The organism is Mucilaginibacter sp. (genome assembly GCF_965201005.1).
In the GTDB taxonomy this organism is placed as follows: Bacteria; Bacteroidota; Bacteroidia; order Sphingobacteriales; family Sphingobacteriaceae; genus Mucilaginibacter_A.
Window position 1 is genome coordinate 2,079,825 of sequence record NZ_OZ241747.1, and the last position, 21,630, is coordinate 2,101,454.

General features: G+C 40.8%; 16 protein-coding genes. 6 read left to right on the plus strand and 10 right to left on the minus strand.

The features are described 5' to 3' along the window. The first annotated feature begins 5 nt into the window (after positions 1-5). From ACOFKR_RS09655 to ACOFKR_RS09665, 3 genes are all read left to right on the plus strand, one after another. Entirely contained in the window at positions 6-1,232 is a 1,227-nt protein-coding gene (locus ACOFKR_RS09655) for a glycosyltransferase (protein ID WP_419800591.1), read from the plus strand. A gap of 254 nt (positions 1,233-1,486) precedes the next feature. Next, positions 1,487-3,001, plus strand: coding sequence for an O-antigen ligase family protein (locus tag ACOFKR_RS09660; protein ID WP_419800592.1), 1,515 nt, complete (start codon positions 1,487-1,489; stop codon positions 2,999-3,001). Continuing rightward, positions 2,979-4,202 carry a glycosyltransferase gene (locus ACOFKR_RS09665; RefSeq protein ID WP_419800593.1) on the plus strand — a complete coding sequence of 408 codons (1,224 nt, stop codon included), beginning with the start codon at positions 2,979-2,981 and terminating at the stop codon, positions 4,200-4,202. Before ACOFKR_RS09660 ends, ACOFKR_RS09665 begins: the two co-directional genes overlap by 23 nt. Before the next feature lie 103 nt (positions 4,203-4,305). Here ACOFKR_RS09665 and ACOFKR_RS09670 read toward each other — a convergent pair whose 3' ends face one another. The 9 genes from ACOFKR_RS09670 to ACOFKR_RS09710 all read right to left on the minus strand — a co-directional run bounded on the left by ACOFKR_RS09670 (position 4,306) and on the right by ACOFKR_RS09710 (position 17,181). After that, on the minus strand, positions 4,306-5,523 hold the full coding sequence (locus ACOFKR_RS09670) for a glycosyltransferase (protein WP_419800594.1): 1,218 nt from the start codon (positions 5,521-5,523) through the stop codon (positions 4,306-4,308). Positions 5,524-5,569: 46 nt separating this feature from the next. Beyond that, positions 5,570-6,445, minus strand: coding sequence for an alpha-1,2-fucosyltransferase (locus tag ACOFKR_RS09675; protein WP_419800595.1), 876 nt, complete (start codon positions 6,443-6,445; stop codon positions 5,570-5,572). 3 nt (positions 6,446-6,448) lie between these two features. Next, complete coding sequence (locus ACOFKR_RS09680) at positions 6,449-7,417, minus strand: hypothetical protein (protein ID WP_419800596.1); 969 nt, start codon at positions 7,415-7,417, stop codon at positions 6,449-6,451. Between the two features lie 21 nt (positions 7,418-7,438). Next, positions 7,439-8,875 carry an MOP flippase family protein gene (locus ACOFKR_RS09685; protein WP_419800597.1) on the minus strand — a complete coding sequence of 479 codons (1,437 nt, stop codon included), beginning with the start codon at positions 8,873-8,875 and terminating at the stop codon, positions 7,439-7,441. 285 nt (positions 8,876-9,160) lie between these two features. Next, a complete protein-coding gene (locus ACOFKR_RS09690) occupies positions 9,161-10,069 on the minus strand; it encodes a PorP/SprF family type IX secretion system membrane protein (RefSeq protein ID WP_419800598.1) in 909 nt (302 codons plus the stop codon). 21 nt (positions 10,070-10,090) lie between these two features. Next, the gene (locus tag ACOFKR_RS09695; RefSeq protein WP_419800599.1) at positions 10,091-10,792 is read right to left on the minus strand and encodes a gliding motility-associated C-terminal domain-containing protein; all 702 of its coding nucleotides are present in this window, start codon (positions 10,790-10,792) and stop codon (positions 10,091-10,093) included. A 27-nt stretch (positions 10,793-10,819) separates the two neighbouring features. Then, the gene (locus ACOFKR_RS09700; protein ID WP_419800600.1) at positions 10,820-14,419 is read right to left on the minus strand and encodes a gliding motility-associated C-terminal domain-containing protein; all 3,600 of its coding nucleotides are present in this window, start codon (positions 14,417-14,419) and stop codon (positions 10,820-10,822) included. A 158-nt stretch (positions 14,420-14,577) separates the two neighbouring features. Next, on the minus strand, positions 14,578-15,315 hold the full coding sequence (locus ACOFKR_RS09705; RefSeq protein WP_419800601.1) for a hypothetical protein: 738 nt from the start codon (positions 15,313-15,315) through the stop codon (positions 14,578-14,580). A 147-nt stretch (positions 15,316-15,462) separates the two neighbouring features. Continuing rightward, on the minus strand, positions 15,463-17,181 hold the full coding sequence (locus ACOFKR_RS09710; RefSeq protein ID WP_419800602.1) for an ATP-binding protein: 1,719 nt from the start codon (positions 17,179-17,181) through the stop codon (positions 15,463-15,465). A 453-nt stretch (positions 17,182-17,634) separates the two neighbouring features. Between ACOFKR_RS09710 and ACOFKR_RS09715 the strand changes: the two genes are divergently transcribed. After that, the gene (locus tag ACOFKR_RS09715; protein ID WP_419800603.1) at positions 17,635-17,829 is read left to right on the plus strand and encodes a DUF6496 domain-containing protein; all 195 of its coding nucleotides are present in this window, start codon (positions 17,635-17,637) and stop codon (positions 17,827-17,829) included. Between the two features lie 40 nt (positions 17,830-17,869). Then, on the plus strand, positions 17,870-18,847 hold the full coding sequence (locus ACOFKR_RS09720) for a Gfo/Idh/MocA family protein (RefSeq protein ID WP_419800604.1): 978 nt from the start codon (positions 17,870-17,872) through the stop codon (positions 18,845-18,847). Between the two features lie 248 nt (positions 18,848-19,095). Here the strand turns inward: ACOFKR_RS09720 and ACOFKR_RS09725 are convergent, their stop codons facing one another. After that, positions 19,096-21,228, minus strand: a complete 2,133-nt coding sequence (locus ACOFKR_RS09725) for an LruC domain-containing protein (RefSeq protein WP_419800605.1) — start codon at positions 21,226-21,228, stop codon at positions 19,096-19,098. A gap of 255 nt (positions 21,229-21,483) precedes the next feature. On the opposite strand from ACOFKR_RS09725, the gene ACOFKR_RS09730 reads away from it, so the two are divergent. Further along, positions 21,484-21,588, plus strand: coding sequence for a DUF2147 domain-containing protein (locus tag ACOFKR_RS09730; RefSeq protein WP_419800606.1), 105 nt, complete (start codon positions 21,484-21,486; stop codon positions 21,586-21,588). The last annotated feature ends 42 nt before the right edge of the window (positions 21,589-21,630 follow it).

Here is a 21,630-nt window from a genome sequence, read left to right on the forward strand (position 1 = left end):
TTTTGATGGATAATCGTGTCATATTGTTTCTCTGGCAAGCTTTGCAGTTGTTGATCGGGTATAACTTGGTTTTTCCGCTGCTGCTTTATTTTCTTTATCCGGCCGCAAGAAACAAGTTCAAGCTCAACAAAGTCTGGAACCGGGTTACCGAGCCGGATTATGGCATTATTGTAACCGCTTATAAGCAAACACATGCTTTGCCAACAGTAATCAATTCGTTGCTTAACCAAAATTATCAGAACTTTATTATTTACGTTGTTGCAGATCAGTGCGACGTTTCCGCACTCAATTTTAATCATCCGAAAGTGGTGGTTTTGAGGCCGGAAACAGAACTGAGAAGCAATACCAAATCGCATTTTTATGCCATCAGCCGCTTTGTAAGGCCGCACCCGAGGTTAACCATTATTGATAGTGACAACCTGGTCCACCCGGATTATTTAACCCAGATGAATATTTTTTTCAGTAAAGGATATCAGGCTGTGCAAGGGTTGCGTGCGGCCAAAAACCTCAACACAACTTATGCCTGTTTGGATGCTGCCCGGGATATTTACTACCATTTTTACGATGGAAAATTGTTGTTTAAAGCTGGTTCTTCCGCTACCTTGTCTGGTTCGGGGATGGCTTTTACAACAGAATTGTACCGCTTTTGCCTGGAAAACCTGGATATCAGTGGTGCCGGTTTTGATAAAGTTTTGCAGGCCGAAATTGTAAAATACCGCCTGCAGATCGCCTTTGCTAAAAAAGCCATTGTGTATGATGAAAAAACCACGCAGCCGGATCAGTTGGTCAAACAACGTTCTCGGTGGATAAACAGTTGGTTCAAATACTCCGGATTAGGTTTTGGACTGATCAAACTCGGATTAAAAAATTTCAGTGTAAACCAGGTTTTGTTCGGGTTAGTGCTTTTACGGCCGCCATTGTTCATTTTTCTGATTTTATCTGGCTTTTGCGCTGTGGCCAACCTTTGGATCATTCCGGCATACACGCTGTACTGGCTGGCCGCATTGGGCGCATTTATCCTGAGTTTTTTTATTGCCCTGCTGCACTCTGAAACCAATTACCGCATTTACCGTGCTTTGTTTGGCATACCAAAATTTATGTTTTACCAGGTTTTATCATTGCTGAAAATGCGTAAGGCCAACGATCGATCCGTAGCTACGGATCATTATTACCGATCAGATATCGACAACATGGTGCAAAGCAATTATGACAAGGCCGGAAATCTCAAATAAAAAAACCCAACAGACACAGAAAAGCCTGCCCGAAATGCTGGCCGTTGCCCTGGCTTTTGTCAGCGTGTTTATTTTTTTTTTCAAACTTCTGTTTTTTTAGAACCTGTTTAAATTTCATATCAGAAAAAACGTAATGCTTCTTTTACCGTATAAAATTTAGTATTAGCATCAATTTTAAATAAAACACTTACCATTTTTTAGGTGATAAAAGAAGTATATAAATCACGTTCAGTAAAATTTAAGAAGGCTCGTAAATGAAAACAGTTCCGGTTTCCAACCAAACCGTTGTCGGCGGTAAAAACCGGATGCCGGAAATCAGAATCAAATCCGGCAACCCGATACTGCGTTTAAACATTTTTGCAATAGCGGCCATGTTGCTTGCCGCGCTGGTTTTTCCGCTTTTAATTGCCAAGGTTGGTTATGTTGCCGGTGTTTTGCTGATCCTGGCAGTAACAGGGATACCTGTTTTGTACGGCGTGGTTGTGTATCCGGAATTTGGCATCATCATTTTGCTGATTGCTGCTTATTTAGTGATGTGGGTGATCCGGATTGGGGTGAACTTTCCGTTAGGGACGCTGATGGACGCCTTGCAACTACTGTTGATTATCGGGTTTTTTATTAAACAAAAAACCAATCCCGACTGGAGTTTTATCAAAACCCCGATCAGTCTGATAATTCTCGTCTGGATCGGTTATAACCTGCTCGAAGCACTCAATCCGGCCGCATCGTCCCGTATGGCCTGGTTATACACCATCCGGTCTGTGGCCGCTGTAACACTTACTTATTTTGTGTTTGTGTATCAAATCAAAACCATCCGGTTTGTGCGCCTGGCCATAAAAGTATGGCTTTGCTTATCGCTTTTTGCTGCAGTTTATGGTTACAAGCAGGAGCATTATGGTTTTTTTGCGTTTGAACAGGCACAGCTCAATGATCCGCTGATGATGTCGCTGCTGTTCATCAACGGTGTTTGGCGCAAGTTTTCTATCTTTTCAGATCCGGTTTCGTTTTCCTACAACATGGTCATCAGCAGTGTGTTGTGTATTTGCCTGATGACGGGCACTTTCAAAACCTGGAAAAAAATAGTAATGCTGTTTTTAGCACTGTTTTTTTTGCTTAATATGCTTTACTCCGGCACCCGCGGTGCTTATGTGCTGGTTCCGGCGGCTTTGGTTTTGATTGCGGTGATTAATTTTAGCCGGAAAGTGATGATGATAAGCATAATCGCCGGTATGCTGATTGGCGTGATGATTTTTATACCAACCGGAAACCCAACTTTGCTGCGCTTTCAAAGTGCATTTAAACCATCAGACGATGCCTCGTACAACGTGCGCAAAAAAAACCAGAAATGCATTCAGCCTTATATTTTGTCGCACCCGATTGGCGGCGGACTGGGCGCAACCGGTGTTTGGGGCGTTCGTTTTGCGCCGCAATCTTTTTTGGCCGCTTTTCCGCCGGATAGCGGTTACGTTCGGGTTGCGGTGGAGTTGGGCTATATTGGGCTTTTTCTGATCTGCTCCATGATGTTTATCATCCTGAAAACCGGTATCAACAACTATTTCAAAATCAAAAACCCCGAACTAAAAGCATATTGTCTGGCCGCAACAGCTATTGTTTTTGTGCTGAACATCGGCAATTTTCCGCAGGAAGCAATTGTACAGTTCCCAGCCAACATATTGTTTTACTTCGCAGCAGCTTTGATCAGCATCAGCTTAAAGCTGGATCAGCAAGTTGTCCAATCCCCGGCAGATGAAACCGCAACTACTTATTAATCAGGATTTCATCATCGTTGGCCAGCAAGCCTGGGACGTAGAAATTGGCAGTAATTGCAAAAACATTGCGCTCGAATTAAGTAAACACAACCGTGTGCTGTACGTCAACCCGCCGTTAGACAGGATTACGCAATACCGCGACCGCTTTGACGAGCGGGTAATCAAAAGGCGGAAGATGATGCAGGGCGAAAAAACTAATTTGATCCGCATCAACCCAAACTTGTGGAACCTGTATCCTGATTGTATTTTAGAATCTATCAATTGGATCAGGAACAATTTTTTGTTTGATACTTTTAACCGCTGGAACAATGCAAAATATGCTAATGCAATCAAGAAAACAATCTCTTTACTTGGGTTTGAAAACTTCATCTTATTTAATGATAATGATGTTTTCAGAAGTTTGTATCTGATCGATTTTCTAAAACCAAAAACAAGTATTTATTATTCCAGGGATTATTTGCTTGAGGTTGAATATTGGAAGTATCACGGGAAAATTTACGAACCGAAGATCATTCAAAAAAACGATTTATGCCTGTCCAATTCTACTTATTTAACCGAATATTGTAAAAGATATAATCCTGAATCTTACTTCATCGGTCAGGGTTGTGATCTTGAATTGTATCAAAATCTTCCTGCTGAAAAACCTGCCGATTTGCCAGATAATGGTAAACCGATGATTGGTTACTCTGGCGTGCTTTGGGGTTTAAGGTTGGATATAGAAATACTATTGTATGTAGCCAGAGCAAAACCTGATTGGAACATTGTTTTGATTGGGCCGGAGGATGAAAATTTCAAACATAGTGAACTGCATCAGCTTGAAAACGTGTATTTTATAGGCTTAAAAGAAGCATCCAACTTGCCGGTTTACATCAATGCAATGGATGTTTGTATCAATCCGCAGCTGATTAACGAAACCACAATCGGCAATTATCCGCGCAAAATAGATGAATATTTAGCCTTGGGAAAACCCGTTGTTGCCGTTAAAACACCCGCTATGGAAATGTTTTTAGCACACCTTTACCTGGCAGAAAACAAAGAACTTTTTTTAGAAAAGATTACTCTTGCGCTGGCCGAAAACAATATAACCAAACAACAGGAAAGAGTTACTTTTGCCCGGTCGCATAGTTGGGAAAATTGTATTCAAAAAATGTATGATACAATTCTAAGTTTAGATACAAATTTTAATAAAATCAACCTTTAACTTTCTGCCTGTATTTAAAATTTGTTTATGCAGATACTTCTTTTATCACCTAAATTTTATGCTGATAAAAGAAGCATGGTACATATAAAATTCTAACTATAATTTACTTAAAACCCTGCTCGGCCAGAATATTCCAAAACCGCTCAACACGGGCTTCCCACGTATTTTTTTCGGCTGTTTTGATCCGTAACTGTTTCTTTTCTTCAGAATCTTCCCTGATCGCCAGATCAATGTTTTGCAAAAATTCTTCGTCCGTTTCTGCAATATAAGCTACCTCGGCAAAACCGCGTATGTCCTGCGAAAAAGCCGTGGCCACAACCGGTTTTCCGGCACTTAAATATTCGTTTATTTTAAGCGGATAAATGCTTTTCGTCAGCACACTATACTCAAACGGAATAATTGCACAGTTGATATTTTGAAGATAAGCAGGCAGTTCTTCCATTTTTTTCTGACCGGTAAAAACAACATTGGGCAAATTTTCCAAACCAAAATCCTGACACAAAGTACTGTCTTTCGGGCCAACCATCAACAGTAATTTATCGGTATGGCACAAGGCAACCTGCTTTAGTAAACCGTAATTAATCCTGGTTCCGATTACGCCAATATAACCAATTACCGGCTGCGATATACCTTCCAGTTCTTTTGGTTTTTGCAAAATTTCATTGAATGCTTTTGCAAACAGCGAAAAATCTGCCGCGTTGGGTAAGCAAAAAACCTTATGGGTATAAGCAGACATCAATCGGGTTAATTCTGTAGAAGTTGCTAAGCTGAGATCGGCTTTTTTAAGGGCTTCTTTTTCCAACCTTACCCCGTGCCTTGCAATATATTTTTCCTGGGTCATGTCATCTATTGTTTGATAAATGCTGATGGCCGGTGCAATTGCTTTCGGAAAACTACGAAAGAAATAAGGATCAAAAGAATTGATAAAAATGTATTCTTTTACCTGATATTTTTTAATGGTTTTCTTTAAAGCAGCTAATACAACTTTATCATTTAAACCGGATAAAAACTGATACATCCAACTATCATTTAACCAATTGATTGGAAAAGTTAATTTGGGTATAACAAGTGTAAAGTTGTCTTGTGACCCTTCAATTTTACGAAAGCTTTTTTTGCCAAACAATAATGATGTTAAACGTGATTTTACTTTGTTGCCCTGCTTAAATTCTTTAATTATATCTTTTGCAGAAAATGGATGATCGATATAAAAAACACGATTTTTTTTAGAAAATTCTTTTGCCAAACAATATCCAACTGATGAATACGGATTGTCCCATCTGGATTGTGCTATAATAAAAATATCATATTCTTTTACAGACATTTTCAGGTTGTTTACTTTATTGCTTGTATTCGTAAATTATAAATATTCAAATTTTAATCCAGGTATCCGGAATCAAATCTTCTGTGTTCCAATCCGGCTGATTTTTGTAAAACCGGGCAGGGGCAATTACCAATTTTTCAATACTTGGATTTAACCATGCGCCCCACCAACTGTATGAACTATTGGCCATAATATGATGTTTGCAAGTGCTCATCAGCTGCAAATCATCAATATCCGTATCATTTCCGGTGGTTTTTACAAAAACATCATCCGAAGAAAACGGAAAATTATTTTCAACCCAGTCCCGATCATCACTAAAAATAAAAAACCGATAATTATCAAATTTAGATTTTATAATATCTATTGCTTTTAAATAATAATCCAAACCAATAAAACCAAAACTTTTGCTAAACTCTGGATGGTTTACATAATCGCCTCTCCTGATATGGATTGAAATTGGATTTTCAGCTTGTTGAATACTGTTTTTATAAGCTAAAAAATCAACTTTAAAATTCGGTTTAAAAGAAAGTTCTTTTCTGATGATACTGCCAATTATGGTAAAATATTTTTCGGATTGCCAGAAGCCTTTCAAATACACAAATATTGCTTTTGCATCAAAAATAGTTCTATCAAAATGATGGTGTTTTTCATTGACTAATTGAAAAAAAGGCTTGCAAGTTCTGCCAGGAAAAAGCTTGGTACTTTTAGATAATAACACAAGTAATTTATTGTTGTCAAAGGTTTGTTCATCAATATTAAAAAAATTTAATTTGCAGGTCCTTAAAGTGTCTGTGGTATATTGATGATCGAAATAACGGGTATCCAGATATAAAGAAGAATTGGTTTTTATAGCAAGACTTTTGGCCGCGGCATATTGAAAAAGTTGGTTCCCTAAGCCACTTGTGATTTTAGAAATAACCATAAGTTAGTAATAACGTTCTAAGTAATCAAAAACTTCGGATGCTTCTTTTGCATGTAAAATTTTTGCATTGGATAATTTGGGGAACAAGTTTTCATATTCATTAAACAAAGTTTCCATTCCCCAATTTGGGTTGGAAAGAATAATGTTTGTACCCCCAAAACAACTTGCAAAAGCGGCCGTACCGCCATGTATGGAGATAAATTTATCGCAGTTGGCGTAAACCTGCAATTGTAAATGATTGTAGTTGTTTAACGTAGATTGATGTTGAAGATATAAATCATTCATCAGTATCACTTCAGGATGGTTTTGGCTGATGAAAGTATGTTCATCTAAACTTAAAATTTCACTGTTGTCTAATACTATTTGTCCGGATAATGGCCGGTTGTAAATAATCTGATAGTGCTGTTTGTATTTGGTTATGATTTGATCTAAAGTTGGGACATCAAAAAAATTTATCGGTGGCTGGTCCCATTCTATGTTGTATTTATTTGCAATGATAAGCAGCGGTTTATCATATACAAATTGGTTATTTTGATAGTAAGATTTATACGGAACTTGTAACCATTTTTTAAAACTATAGGTGTTACTGTGCGTCATGTTTGGCACGTTGTAATGTTTATAAGTTTCGGTCCAAATTCTTTTTTCAAATTTTTCTTCGTGATTATTGCTGAAAAAATAAAGTTCTTTTGTGTAACTGCTGGAGATGGTTTTATCCAAAGTACCGTTGATATGATGCCAGTAAGCAAACGGGATCACGTACCGTATTTCCTGATCAAACTCGCCCTGATAACTGATTACTTTATATGGTTTTTTATGATGGTAATCTTTCAATAAATATTTGATTTGCAATATTTTACAAAAATAGTTATCGCGTACAAAGTATTTTAAATCAGCCCTGATTTTTGGATACTTTGCTGCTGCAAAAACATATAAAAGTTTTAACGAAAAGGTTTTTAATGCTGTTTTTACCACTGTTTTTTCAGAATAATTTTATCAAATGGTTCTCTTAAAGTTTTTTATTTCAACGATGGAATATTTAAAAAAGATCGTGAGCAGCAAATAGATGAAACCTCCGATTACAATTTCGGCAGTTGTGTTGAGCAAACCGCTGTACCCTATAAAACCTTTATAAAAATAAACCACCAATACCATCAACACACAAAACAAAACGGGTTTGTAAAAATTGGCTAAAAAATCTTTTAAGTAATTACCAATTAAATATTGTACAATAAAAAAATTCAAGATGGTATTAACCATTGTGGCCAGCAAAAAGGCCGTAGCAATGCCGGTAACGTTCCAATATTTGCCCAGATAATAAACCAGTGGAACTTTTACAATTAAAGTAATCAGGTTTAAATAGAAAAGTAAATTTGGCCTGCCCTTGGTATAAACCAATGTAAACAAGGGATGGCTGAGGCAACTGAAAACGCTTACAAATACAAAGATTTTAATCAGAGGAAAAGTTGGTGCCCAGCCCGGGCCATAAATCAAAGGCACCACACTTTCGGCCGTGATATACAAACCCGCCAGCAAAGGAAGGTTAAAATAACTGATCAAATCCAGTATTTTCAGGTAATATTTTTTAAGTTCAGACGGGTTTTCTTTCATCCTTGCAATCAGCGGAAAGGCAACTTGCAGGATGATCGGGTTGATTTTGATCACCGGAAAAATGGCAAGCTGGTAGGCAAGCGTGTAATAACCCAAAACTTTGGCACCCAACAATCGGCCGATGATAATATTGTCCCAGTTGCTTTGGATAAAACCGACAATACCTTCCCCAAAATTAAAAACCCCGAACCTTAAATGTGCTTTGATTTCTGAAAAAGAAAAATGCAAGTTTGGCCAAAAAAATTTCCTACCGAGGATAACTTGTAAAACGGTTTTGCAAAAATCTGTTGCCAGACCACCATACACTAATGAAAGTTCTTTAAAGCCATGATAAGCCAAAAATATAGTTAAAGATACGCCGATTATATAGCCTGCAATATCAGTTATGGCAATTGATTTAAAGTTAAGTTCTTTTTGTAGCATTGCCGAAAATACAGTGCCAAAAGAAGTGATCAGGAAAATACAGGAAGCCAATTGTATAACTTTTGCCAAACGGATTTCGTGGTAGAAACTTACAATTAAAGGCGAAGAAATATATACAAGTAAAAAGATAATTGTGCCCAGAAATATCCCCAGGAAAAAAATGCTGGATAATGTTTTTTTGTTGGTTTCCTGTTTGGAAATGATGGCGTTTGAAAACCCAAGATTGGCAAATAAACTGAAAAATATGATTACCGTGTTGCTGATGGCAACAATGCCAAAATCTGCTGGACTTAATAGCCGGGCCAATATAGAGATTTGCAGAAACTGTAACGCAGTTTGTAAGATAGTTGAAAAAGTAACCCAGGAAACACTTTTAACAGCTTTTTTTTGATTGCTCATATCAATTACAAACACGCAAAGGCAACAAACCAACGTTAAGCCCTGAAGAAGAAATGCTGTTTTTAGCACCTATTTTTTCGCCCCGAACCAGCCTGAAATGTTATAAATATAACAGCAGCATTGCGCTTCGTTATACTTTCAAAAATCAAAAATGGTTACAAAGTTTGTATGGTAATGAAAGAAAGCCTGAAGTAGCGGAACTTGTAAAATTGTTAAAGTAAAACGGGCATTTTTAATTTTAAAACAAATCAAAAAAAGCCCGGACACAGGTAAATTTCCTGAAAACTATTTGTTTAATAAATGCAATCGCAGGTTGAGTTCAAAGTTGCCATTGGTATAATTGTTTATGGCGGCTGTTTCTGTGGTGTAAAATGCCAGGATAGAAAACGTGTTTTTATTTAACCCGAAACCGAAAGTTGCACTTTTTGTAGAATGATAAATCCCCTGAAAAGACAACTGATTGTTGGCCAGCATCAGGTTTGCACCGACGTCCAAAATATTGGTATAACCTTTTACGCCACGAAACACAACTTTAGGTTCGAGCGAAATTGCATTAATTGTTTCTCCGAAATCAAACTTGTAACTCGCTGCCGTAAAATAGATTGACCGATCTACGGTGTAATAATTATACTGGTTAAAAACGCTTCGTAAATTGGGCAAAGCAAACTGCAGGCTCAGGTTGTTGCTGGTGTAGGAAGTGCCAAAATCCCCGTCCAGGTAGCTTTGCCGTTCGTTATAACGGGCAATAGACAGATCGCCCGCATCGCCGGAAACCTGATCCAACGGTACGCGCTGGGTTAAAATCCCGGCCGAAACACCAAAGTTCAGTTTCTGGTTGTTTTGCCCTAACGGGATATGGTAAGCGTAAGTTGCCACCGCGCGGGTTGATTTGAGCAAGCCGGACTGATCGGCATAAACATTTACGCCAAACGCAGCTCGGCCAAGCAAATAATCTGCAGAAATGGCCTGTGTTGCCGGTGCACCGGGGATGCTGCTCCATTGTTTGCGCACGTTTAAGTTAATGTTCAGGCCTTCATCTATGCCGGCCATTGCCGGGTTAAACAGGTACTGGTTTTGAAAATACTGTGCAGCCAGCGGGTTTAACTGCGCTTTTACATCGGTTTGCAGCATTACAATCAACAGCAAAACAGCGATGGCAATGCTTCTTTTAGGGTATATTTTTTTGTGGTCCATTTCTCGTTTTTCTTTTTTTGATCAATCCCGGACGATGGTGATAAAACCTTTAAAAACCAGGTCTTCACCTTCCCCAAAATCAACCACGTAATAATAAGTTCCTTGTGCAAGCGGGCCATTGTTATAAGTTCCGCCCCAATCGTTGTTATAGTTTTTTGCACTGTAAACAACATTGCCCGATCTGTCCATCACCTTAACCGTGTTGTTGGGGTACTGCTCAATGTTTTTGATGATCCAGGTATCGTTGCGGCCATCACCGTTCGGCGTAATCATATTGTTGGCATCCAGGCGGTTATTGTAGGAGGCAAATCTGCCTGAGGTGGCTTTCCCTTTTAAAACAACAATTTTGCTGTCTGCACCTGTGCTGATGTTTACAACACTATCTGCATAATTGCCAATTCTGGTTGGTTTAAATTTGATATAAACGTTTTGTTTTGAAGCCAGTTCGGTGCTGTCAAAGCTGATTGTAGAATTGAAAACCACACTGTCCTTTGAAATAAAAAACGGCGGATTTGTACTTACCGTAACCGTGGCAGTTAAATGCATACCGCGGATGGTAAAAGTTTGCACGGCAGAACTGGTGCTGACTTTTTGTGCCGGAAATTCGATAGTTGCGGCCGGAATGGTTTGGCCTGAAGCGTTTGCAGTAAAGTAGGTTGATGCAGCGGTCATAAAAATAATCAGGATGCTTCTTTTATGGCACAAAAATTTGGTAAAATACACGGACGGGTTTTAGTATGGATAATAAATCTAATCTCTGATAATGGTGATATAGCCTTTAAACAAACCTAAGCCTGCGCCAAAATCAATTATGTAGTAGTAGGTTCCTTCAGTTAGCGGACTGTTGTTGTAAGTGCCGTTCCAGTCGTTGGTATAACCATGTTTTTGGTAAACCAAGCGGCCTGCCTTGTCAAAAACCTTCACAATATTGTTTGGGTAATAATCAATGTTTTTAATCACCCAGGTATCGTTTTTGCCATCGCCATTTGGGGTGATAACATTATTGGCCACCAGCTGGTAATCATCTTTTACAGTAATAGTTATGGTTTGAGCACTGCTGCAGCCGGCCGCATTGGTGGCCGTAACTTTATAAGTTGTGTTTGTTTTTGGGCGAACGGTTAACGTGGCAGTATTTTGTCCGCTGACAACATCTGTAGCACCGGGCCAGGTATAACCCTGACCGCCGGTTGCCGTTAAATTAACCGTTGTGCCTTTAGATATTTCCATGCTTTGGTTACTGCTGATCAACACATCGGGCAAAGCATTAACCTGAATGGTAAGTGTTTGGGTAAATGTATCATTGCCGCCATACAGCGTGCCGCCATTATCTTTAACAGTAATTGTAATGGTTGCCAAACCAGTTGTATTGCTTCCGATATGGTAATTTATAGTACCCGTTCCGTTGCTGCCTGCCGTTATAGTAACACCATCAATCAAACCCGGATTAGAATTGCTGATGGAAAGGGTAGTGGTTTGCCCGCTTTCCGGCCCGGCAGTAATGCCACTTAACGTAATGGTTTGCAGACTGTTGGTATAGCAAACGTTTTGATTGGCTACCGCGTTTAAGGTTGGCGGCACATTGCCAAAAGCATAGCGCGTTAAAATGGGATAATGATCGGTTGTGGTATTGCTGTAATTGCTTACCAAACCGGCCACACTGTTCAGCACTTCGGCCGTGCCGTTTACATACAGCGTGTTCATGGTTTTGGATACAATTACGTTATCAATCACGCTGCTGTAGCTTACGGTAGATTTTTTTCCAGCGATGCTGAGCGGCAAGGTCAGCGGAAAATAGTTTGCCGGATCATTGGTAAAAGAACTGTACGAAGTTGTTGGCGGGGTAATACCGGCCGTAACTGTTTGATTCAAATCATCATTAAAATCACCTAAAACCACAAAGTTTTTGCCCGGATAATTGGCATCTAAAACCGCTTTCAGGTCATCGGCACCGCTTTTTCTTCGGTTGTATGAAGTTAAAGTCGGGCTGGTATTGGCTTTGGCATGGATCAGCACAAAGGTTACATGCTTGGTAACGCCGTTTAAAGTTACATCGGCATCCATTACGTAAGGAAACCTGCCGCTTGACCAGTAGTTGAAATCCGGACAATTCTGCGCTTCCGTACAGCGTAAAAAATCAGAAATTTTTACGTTTTGAAACATCGCCGTTTTGTAAACAAAAGCCAGCTTTTGTGCCCCGCCATAATCCGGATCGTTGGCATTGTCTGCATAAGAACCAAAATCAGATACAACCATGCTGTAACCCGGCATGGCGTTAACAATGCGCTGCAAACGTGCAATGTCCACTACTTCCAGCAGGCCAAAAATATCAGCTTTGATACTGCTTAGGATGGTTTTGATATTTGCTTCCTGCAGGTTTTTGTCTGTCGGGCCTAATCCGGCCTGCGTGCTGCCAAACCACTCGATGTTGTAATTAACCACTTCCAGCGTATTATCGGGGTTATAAGTATTGCCTGAAAGCGGTATGCTGATGCTTGCCACGCCGGGAGAAGCGATTCCGATGTTTCCCGTATAATTAACCAATGCTTGTGTCGGGCTAAAACGGACGGTTACCGGTTTTGTAGTGCCCGATGCTTCGTTTACCGTATAATTTATGGTGGTGGCAAATGTAATTCCGTCTTTGGATAAAGTATAGGCCGGATTGTCGGCAGTAAGCGTAACATTGCCCGTTAAATTACTGAAAGAAGTGTTAAAGCTTTGGCTTGAAGCAGTATTTTGTGGTTGATAAGCAAAAGAAACACTTGTTGGATTGGTGAAAATTGCAGGCGGCGGCGCAATCGGAGAATTGTACAGGCTGATGTCGTCCAAAGTCCAGCGTGCACCGTCTTCAGTAGTCGAATTATATACAAAAGCAACATAAACGCCCGCTTTTTTGTAAGCAGATAAATCGATGTTTCTCGTTTGCGTCCAAGTATCGCTGGCCTGGCTGGGGAAAGGTGCATCAATATCTGTCCAGGTGGCCAAAGCCGGGCTGCCATTTCCGCTGTAATCCGTAGAAACCCGAAGCTTTAAAGTAGAGCCATTAAAAGCAGTACGGCTCCAGAAAGAAAACAGCGGATAATTAAAACCCGTCATGTTAAGCGCGGGCGAGATCAGCCAGTCTTCATTTGTATTGTTGCTGCCACCGGCATAACCGTTGATCTGCACACCGTATGGAAAAGCGTTTGAGCCGGTTGGCGCACTCGGGTCGCGGCCAAAAGTAGTACATGCCCAAACCTGTGCTCCAGCCACACTGTATTGTGTCCAGCCATCTGCAAGTGCAGCGGTGCCGGTACAGTTGTCAAAGTTATAGAGCAGGTTGTTGGGGTCAACACCCGTGCCGCTCAGGTTAACGGTAGAAGTGGCAGAACCTACACTCGAATTGGTGATCGTTCCGCTAAAATTACCTGTAGCTGTTGGATTGAATTTTACATATACTGTTTTTGCGGCGGATAATTCTGCGGAAGTATAAGTTGCTGTTTCAGAAAAAGTTACATTGTCTTTTGATATGGTAAAAGGGGCATTTGCCGTAATCGTGCTGTTGCCTGTCAGGTTACTTCCGCTCAACGTATAAGTTTGTGCCGCAGATGTTGTGTTGATGTTTTGCGCCGGGAAACTTATCGCCGTAGGATTGATGTTTAATGTTGGCGTTCCGATCGGTGTGTCCGTCCAGGTTAAGCTGAAATCATCAATTGCAGATGTTGGCCGGTTGCCGGAAAAATCGGTTGTTTTCAGGGTTACAATCCTGATCCAAACGTTTTGATTCTGATTGTCCAGCGCACTGTTAAAATTTACGGTAACTGTGTTGTTGCTGAAATTGCCTCCGCCGGTAGTCAGTGTTCCGGTAGTTGTCCCTGCTGAAAATGTAGTTGGATTTGTGCCAAAACCATATTCAACCGCCCAGGTGGCCACACGGGGAGAGGCTGCATCCAAAGATTGCAGTTTAAAACTCAGCTTAAAACCTGTGCGCCCCGTGGTGTTTAAAATTTGGGCTACAAACGCACCTCCCGGATCGCCCAGAGTACCGGTTTGCCGCAAACCTAAAGCCCGGTTTGTAGCATTGCTTTGATTAACGGTCGAGGCCGTGCTGCCCAAACCATCCGCAGAAGCTAAGTTTTTAAAAGCACCGCTCGTGTTGCTCCAGTTTGTGGCGGCGGTAGTTAATGTTGCCGGTGTGCCGAGTGAAGAAGCCGTTGCACCGAACCTAACCGTGAAACCTTCAGGCAAACCGCTGGCAAGCCCGTCAAAATTTTGAAAATAAGAACCTGAAGTACCGAGTACAATCTGTGCAGATAACGACCGACAGGTTAAAATCAGCAAAAAGAACACTAAAGCTGGTAAATTTTTTTTCATAAAAGCAACTTATCTTTCAATATGTTAATTTTTTTGCTAAAAATAACATTGCCAAATGAAAATTCGGGTAATAAAAAGTTAAGAAATTAAATTTTTTGAAAAAAACGGCAGATCAGGCGGCATATAATCCGGGCAATGCTTCTTTTATAGACCTAAATTCAGTTTTGATTTTTATAAAAGCTGATGTATCTGCTCTGAAAAAACTGGAAACTGTTGAAATCGCGGCTTAAAGTTGTGATGGGAGCCTGGCCTATTTTTAATCCGTCGGTGATATTTTTAATTAGATTCAGGTTGGTTTTGACCAAAAAATAAATAATGCTGTAAGCAATCGTGTACTGGTCGGAATAAGTGGTTTTATCACCGGCCCATTTGGTTTTGTTGTTTAAAAATGTGGGCAGGTGCAAGGTGCCTTTTTCGGCCATTTCTTTAATACGTTCAATCCGGCCCGTTACCGGCGTATAAAATATCTCGTTTTTATCTACAATCAATGATCCTAAATAAGTGGCCAAACCTTCATCAAACCATTGCGGTGGATCGGTTATATTTTGATGAAGGATGGCGTGGCTAAGTTCGTGCAGCAAAGCACTGTTAACGTGCTCTGTTTTCAGCACATATACATCATGCGTCCCGGCTAAAAAGTAACCGTCTGCACCAGCGTTTATGGCGTTTGTACCGTCAGGTGTTTGCAAAAAATCTTTTTTTCGGCCATAAACCCGTACGTTGATGGTCAGGCTGTCGTTTTTTTGGGTTTCAAAAACAGCATTGTAAAAAGCCACTTCGTAACGGGCTATTTTTTTGATCGATGCGGTATCATCTTTACTTAAACTGCAACGTATTTTTTCGATTTTAAGGATTTGTGCCGAAGATTTTTCTCCGCAGAAAAAAAACGCGGACAAACAAAAGAAAATGAAAAACGGTTTAGGTAGCCAACAAACTTTTGTACCGTAAAAAAATTTGTTGACTGCTGGCATACTGTTTTTACCGGTAAATTTTACGTCGGCAAATGTATCAACCCAAAAACGTTTAACAAACCTTAATGGGTTTTATTGCAGGTTCAGAGCGGGTACTAAAGCGTATTTTAAAATCTGATCAAGCAAAACCGGTGCCTGAAAAGGTTTCATGATGCAATCTTTAAAACCAATGGCCTGTAGTTGGGCAAGCGTTTCCGCATCCACCATGGTTGCTGTAAAAGCCAGGACCGGCAGGTGTTGCCAGCGCTTTTTTATCAGTTCGATTGTTGCATAACCGTCCATCACCGGCATTTCCAAATCCATCAAAACGATATGGAACGAGGCCGGGTTTTCTGTTAAACAGGCAATGGCTTCTTCACCGTTAAAAGCACTTACCGTTTTTGCCTCAAAACTGTCGAGCATCTTTCTGGCAATCAGCATGTTGATGTGATTATCTTCTACCAATAAAATTTTGGTACCACTTAAAGTTGCCGGGTTTATGTCGATTGCTTTTTTGGGAAGAACCTGATGAACTGGCAGGCTGAAACTGATGTTGAAACTAAACGTGCTGCCAACACCTTTTTCGCTTTTGAGTTGCATTTTACTGTCCATCAGGTGCAATATTTGGTTGCAGATGGTCAAGCCAAGACCGGAACCGGTGATTTTCCGGGTTTTGCGGTCGTAAACCTGACCGAACGTATCAAACACGCGCTGCTGATCTTCTTTTGCAATGCCATTTCCGGTATCTTCAACACCAATTTTCACCTCAACGCTATTGCTGTTTTTACCGATGATTTTTGCGGCCAGTTTAACATAACCCGTGTTGGTAAATTTGCCTGCGTTGGACAGCAAGTTGTTCAGGATCTGGATAATCCGGACATCATCGATCATCAAAACCTGATCCAGTTCCGGGTCGATATCCAACAGCAGTCGCAGGTTTTTTTCTTCAAACAGATTGATAAAAGGCATCACTGATTTATCCAGCAGTTGTTTCAGGTTAACTTCTACCGGATGGATTTCCAATTTGCCGGCTTCGATTTTATTAAAATCCAAAATATCGTTTACCTGAAAAAGCATCTGATCAGAACAATATTTCAGGATGTTGAAATATTCCTGCTGGCCGGGCAAACCATCAGTTTTTTTAAGCAGGTTAACTGCCCCGATAATACCGTTTAAAGGCGTGCGCAATTCGTGGCCCATTGTTGATAGAAACTGGGTGCGGGCATCTATGGTATTGTTTTTTTGATCAATCAGCTGCTGCAGGTATTTTCGCTCTAAAGAAATATTGATGTAGGCAAAACACATGGTGGCCGCAACGGAAGAAACAGCATTTATAAAAAATAAACGCGATCTGTTCAGTTCAGAAATGTACGTCCAGGGCTGATGGAAAACACCAATCAAAATGCAAACAACAAAGCAAACAGCACTTATTACAAAATACATTAACACCCTGTTTACAAATGTTTTATGGTTACCTAAAACTATTGGGATAGAGATTATGGCCGGAAAAAAATATAAATACTGCCCTGTGCCATACCCTTCATTGGCAGCAAAAACAATAAGCGACAAGCCTACATAAGCAACGAGCGGCAGTTTAAAATTTCGGGAAAAAATTTTGGTGCGTAGGTAAAACAACAACGCCAGGCCGCAGCAAAAAGCAAATACCAGCAGCCCGTTTTGGTACAAACCCAGCAAAGCGTAAACTGTAGCCAAAAAAAAACCAATCCCGACAGTTGTTAAAGCAATTAAATCAATACGCTTGCTTATCTCGCTAACGTTGTGCAGAAGATAATCCGGGTTATTGCCTTTCATTGCGGTTTTGTACGGTAATTTCTGTATAAAAGTTGCTTTTCAGTACAAAAGGAAGCATAAATAATCCGTTGATTTTGACTGCTGTCCAACAAAAATAGCAAGCTTTGCATCAGCAGTTTCAAACCTGATCAATTTATAAACATTTGGCTTTTTAAGAGTGAAGTTATTGATCGATCATTATCCAGAAGCATCGGTATCTGCTACTGGTTTGCAATGCTTCTTTTATGCCATTAATTTTTGATTTTTGATTTTTGTGGTTGAAAAAGATATTAAATTCCACCAAATTTTGGGTGGTAAAAGAAGCATACAGAAACTTTGGACCAAAATCAAGCAATACTTATAATCCGATATATTATTTTGATCTGCTCAAAATAACGTAGGGCCACACTTTTTCTCGGCAGGAAACAAAACCGGAGCGGGCGGGTTTATCGGGCTGAACCAACAACTATTATCATGGCAAAATATTCTAAAGAAAGTCAGGAAGATGTGAAAGATGCTTTGCACGAGATGAAAAAAGGCGAACTGAAAATCGGCAAAAGCAATAAAAAAGTAACCAACCCAAAACAGGCCATCGCAATCGGCCTTTCTGAAGCCCGTAAAGAAGGCGAAAAAGTGCCGGAACCTAAAAAATCAGCCAAGAAAAAGTAATTTTATACCGATAAAAACAGCATTGATCATTTTAAAACTAATGCAAAAAATAAACTGGGGCATAATTGGCTGCGGCAACGTGACGGAGAAAAAAAGCGGACCGGCGTTTAATAAAGTGCCCGATTCCGGATTAGTTGCCGTAATGCGCCGTGATGCCGCCAAAGCCGAAGATTATGCGCGCCGCCACCAGGTGCCAAAATGGTACAGCAATGCCGATGAACTGATAAATGACCCCGAAGTAAATGCCATTTACATTGCCACGCCGCCACTGCAGCACGAAGATTATGCTATCCGCGCAATGGCTGCCGGAAAGCCGGTTTATGTAGAAAAGCCGGTTTCGGTTTCTGCGGATGCGGCAAAACGAATGTTGCAGGCTGCCGAAAAATACCGGCAAAAAATTGCTGTTGCGCATTACCGCAGGCAGCAGCCGGTTTTTTTAAAGCTGAAGGAATTGCTGGCCAACAAAGCGATCGGTGAGGTGCGTTTTGCAGATTTGAAAATGCTGCAGCCACACAAATCAAAAATAGTTGCGCCCTCAGAAGAAAACTGGCGCGTAAACCCGGCCATTTCCGGCGGCGGTTTATTCCATGACCTGGCACCGCACCAGCTTGATTTGATGCTTTACTTTTTTGGGGCGGTAAAAGAAGCATGTGGTTTCGGGCTGAACCAGGGCGGGTTTTATCCGGCAGACGATCTGGTCAGCGGCAACATTTTGTTTAAAAACGGCGTTGCCTTTAACGGTACGTGGTGCTTCAGCGTTGCTGATGGCAGGCAAAAAGATATTTGTACCCTGATCGGCTCCGAAGGCGAAATCAGTTTTCCGGTGTTCGGGATGGAAATCACCCTGAACAAAAACGGAAAGGAAGAAAAACTGACTTTTGAGCCATTGCAGCACGTGCAGCAACCCATGATTGCGCAAGTAGTTCAGTATTTTCTGGGGCGAAGGGACAACCCAAGTACCATCCAAAACGCCATTGAGTCAATGGAAATTATGGACCGCTTTACGGCAAAAAAATGAGTTTATAACTTTAGCGGCAATTCGATATCGTTTGTAAAAAACCGATGCTTCTTTTAGCACTAAAAATTTGGTGTTCGTATTTTTTAATCTGAAAAAATCAAATTATGCTTCCCAGTTTTTTAGGTGATAAAAGAAGCATTGGCTGATAAATCCGGTAAATTAAAACAGGCTTTAATTCAACAAAAAAACCCCTTTCAGAAAAAACTGAAAAGGGTTTTTGAAATATACTGTTTTTATCGGCCTAAAACTTACTTGCTGTAAAGGTTTGAATTTACACGGTAACCGCTTGTTAAATTGCTGTACCAATCGGTAAAGCTGTTTCCGCCCGAAGCTGCCCATTCGGCAAAATGCGGATAAGCATCGGTTATTTTAACGGTTTCTAAAGGATATTTAAAGGAAGTATCGTTAAAGCTAATTGCCCAGGGCCAGTTTTCCCTGGAAGTGTAATAGCTTCTGCCGTTGATCAGGGAAGCATCGTCTGCAGCACCAAAAAACGCGGTTGTGGCTTTATCTGTTGGCGCGTAACCCGGCAAATGCACTTCGTAACCTCTGCGTAAATTACTGATCAGGAACGGGTTGATGGAAGAAGTGCTCAAACCGGAAACAGAAACCGGGTTTACAAAGGTAACCAGCACAGAATCCGCCGATCCCTGAACTTTGTTTTTTGCATTAAGCGTGTTGATAAAGTAGGAGTTGTCGGGGTTTTTGATCATGGCTTCGTGGTTATCAAACGGAATAATAACCGCTTTCCTTTGGCCTGCCTCAACACCATTGCCGGCAAACTGAATGTAATTGCTGATGGTACGCTGGCCAGTCACTGATTTTACAGTCGAAGCATCAAACGGCAACTGCACGCCAAAACCATTATGGTAAGAAGCTCCTGCTGCCACAACATTATATAACCCCTGCATGGTAACTGCCTGTGCCTGTGCATTTAAAATAAACGTGTAGCGGTAGTTTACAACCAAATCGTTCATGTCATAATCGCCTTTTGTTGGCCAGTTATCTTCAAAGGCCAGTTGGGCAAAACCGTTTTGCGACGGAAAATAAAACACATAAGCCCGTGTCGGATCATTCGGGAAAGCATCGTAAACATCCAAAACGCCATCGCCATCGGTATCTCCATTTTTGTCAATCTGCGCTACACCTGCGTTTGATACCGCTGTAACGGGGTTGGCACTGGCGTAAAACACAATGTCGTTAAAATCATTGTCAGAATTATAATTACTTGGATTGGTTGACGGGGTTTCGCGGTTTGTATCTTCAAACCCAAACAAATAAAGCTTGTGCACATCATCATACAAAACCACCGAATGTTTTCTTAAAGCAGCGGTACTTTCAGGGTTTAACCTGCTGTCTGAGTAAAATTTTTGTTTGTTTAGATTTACCCCGTTGCCTGTCCATGCATCTTGCAGCACTACAAAAGCAATGGTTGTGCCTGCATTAAAAGTCCCTAATTTAACTTTATCACCTGATCTTAAACCGCCTCCGGAGCCTACACCGGAAGCATTCGGGAACACCATCGTGATTTTATTGATCCCGTTGTTACTGGTTCCACCGGAAGTGGCACTTGGCGGATTATTGGTATTGTAAGTATAATAAGCCAGGCTGTTTTGATAACCGGCACCTTCTGATACATAGGTTATCCAAACATCTGCCGTAGCGGTAACATTGATATTGGACGTGGCCGAACTGCTCAGATATTCCGGATGTTTGCTTGCTACAGATTGGGTTTCCGGCAGCGATGCATTGATATAGGTCAGCAAAGAATTATCGATCACGTCCGGCGTAGCTTCCAGGTAAACCGGGCGGCCCAAATTTGTTGGGTAAGTTGAGGTATTGACCACTGCATCTGCCGTGGCTGTGTATGGAGAAGGATAGGCATATTCGGTAGAATTAAAACCCAAAGTACCCAAAACACCGGCAGAAGGGGCACTGTTATTGGCCGCATCAGGTACAACGTCTCCGCTGTAACCTGTTGTGCCACCGATAGTTGCCGTTACTGCACTGTTGTTGATATTTACTTTTACGTTGTGCATCAGGCCGATGTAGTTCGGGTCTAAAATTAATTGTGTAAAAGAAGCATCCAGGTTTAAGGTGGCTTTTAAGTTTCCGCTTGCATCGGTTACGCCCTTATAAATGGCATCCCCGGGCGTGGTACCGGTAGTGGCATAAACGCTTACAACGGCACCGGCAACAGGCTGGTTATTGTTGGTCAGCAGTTTTAAATTCAGGTTCACATCTTTAGCCGTTTTGAAGCTAAAACCATTTGGGGCGATTTTGCTGATATTACTTTCGTCCTGACCGGTTGAACGGTCTTTTTTGCAAGACGAAACGACCGCAAAACCGGCAATTCCCAATAAATAAATAAATTTTTTCATAAGCAGTAAAAGGATTTTTCCGGTCTCTTTTACGCTTTTTGAAAGAACTGGGTTGGGTTAAATTACTTTCGTCACGTTCAGGCTGGCATTAACTATAACGGAAAACAGGCACAAATCCTGGTTTTACACTGATTTTTTACCGATAAAAGAAGCATCGGCAACAGCTTGAAAAATTAATCAGAACGTTTTTTCCAAGGTAGATAAAAGCACAAATTTGACGCGCTTCGGATTTATATAATAAAGCCTGTAATTTCAATGTCCGGCAAAGCTAAGTTAAATCTGCGCGGCTACATCGGTGTTTCGCTTTTTGGCCGCACCGAAACCTGGAAGAGGGAAAAACAACAGCAGTTATTTAATTAAACAATGCTTCTTTTACCGGTATAATTTTAGTGTGGTAAAAGA

Coding starts and splice junctions, on each gene's coding strand:
- ACOFKR_RS09700 (WP_419800600.1), bottom strand. CDS start 14,419: ATGAAAAAAAATTTACCAGCTTTAGTGTTCTTTTTGCTGATTTTAACC.
- ACOFKR_RS09730 (WP_419800606.1), top strand. CDS start 21,484: ATGTCCGGCAAAGCTAAGTTAAATCTGCGCGGCTACATCGGTGTTTCG.
- ACOFKR_RS09720 (WP_419800604.1), top strand. CDS start 17,870: ATGCAAAAAATAAACTGGGGCATAATTGGCTGCGGCAACGTGACGGAG.
- ACOFKR_RS09675 (WP_419800595.1), bottom strand. CDS start 6,445: ATGGTTATTTCTAAAATCACAAGTGGCTTAGGGAACCAACTTTTTCAA.
- ACOFKR_RS09715 (WP_419800603.1), top strand. CDS start 17,635: ATGGCAAAATATTCTAAAGAAAGTCAGGAAGATGTGAAAGATGCTTTG.
- ACOFKR_RS09685 (WP_419800597.1), bottom strand. CDS start 8,875: ATGAGCAATCAAAAAAAAGCTGTTAAAAGTGTTTCCTGGGTTACTTTT.
- ACOFKR_RS09655 (WP_419800591.1), top strand. CDS start 6: ATGGATAATCGTGTCATATTGTTTCTCTGGCAAGCTTTGCAGTTGTTG.
- ACOFKR_RS09660 (WP_419800592.1), top strand. CDS start 1,487: ATGAAAACAGTTCCGGTTTCCAACCAAACCGTTGTCGGCGGTAAAAAC.
- ACOFKR_RS09710 (WP_419800602.1), bottom strand. CDS start 17,181: ATGAAAGGCAATAACCCGGATTATCTTCTGCACAACGTTAGCGAGATA.
- ACOFKR_RS09690 (WP_419800598.1), bottom strand. CDS start 10,069: ATGGACCACAAAAAAATATACCCTAAAAGAAGCATTGCCATCGCTGTT.
- ACOFKR_RS09665 (WP_419800593.1), top strand. CDS start 2,979: ATGAAACCGCAACTACTTATTAATCAGGATTTCATCATCGTTGGCCAG.
- ACOFKR_RS09670 (WP_419800594.1), bottom strand. CDS start 5,523: ATGTCTGTAAAAGAATATGATATTTTTATTATAGCACAATCCAGATGG.
- ACOFKR_RS09725 (WP_419800605.1), bottom strand. CDS start 21,228: ATGAAAAAATTTATTTATTTATTGGGAATTGCCGGTTTTGCGGTCGTT.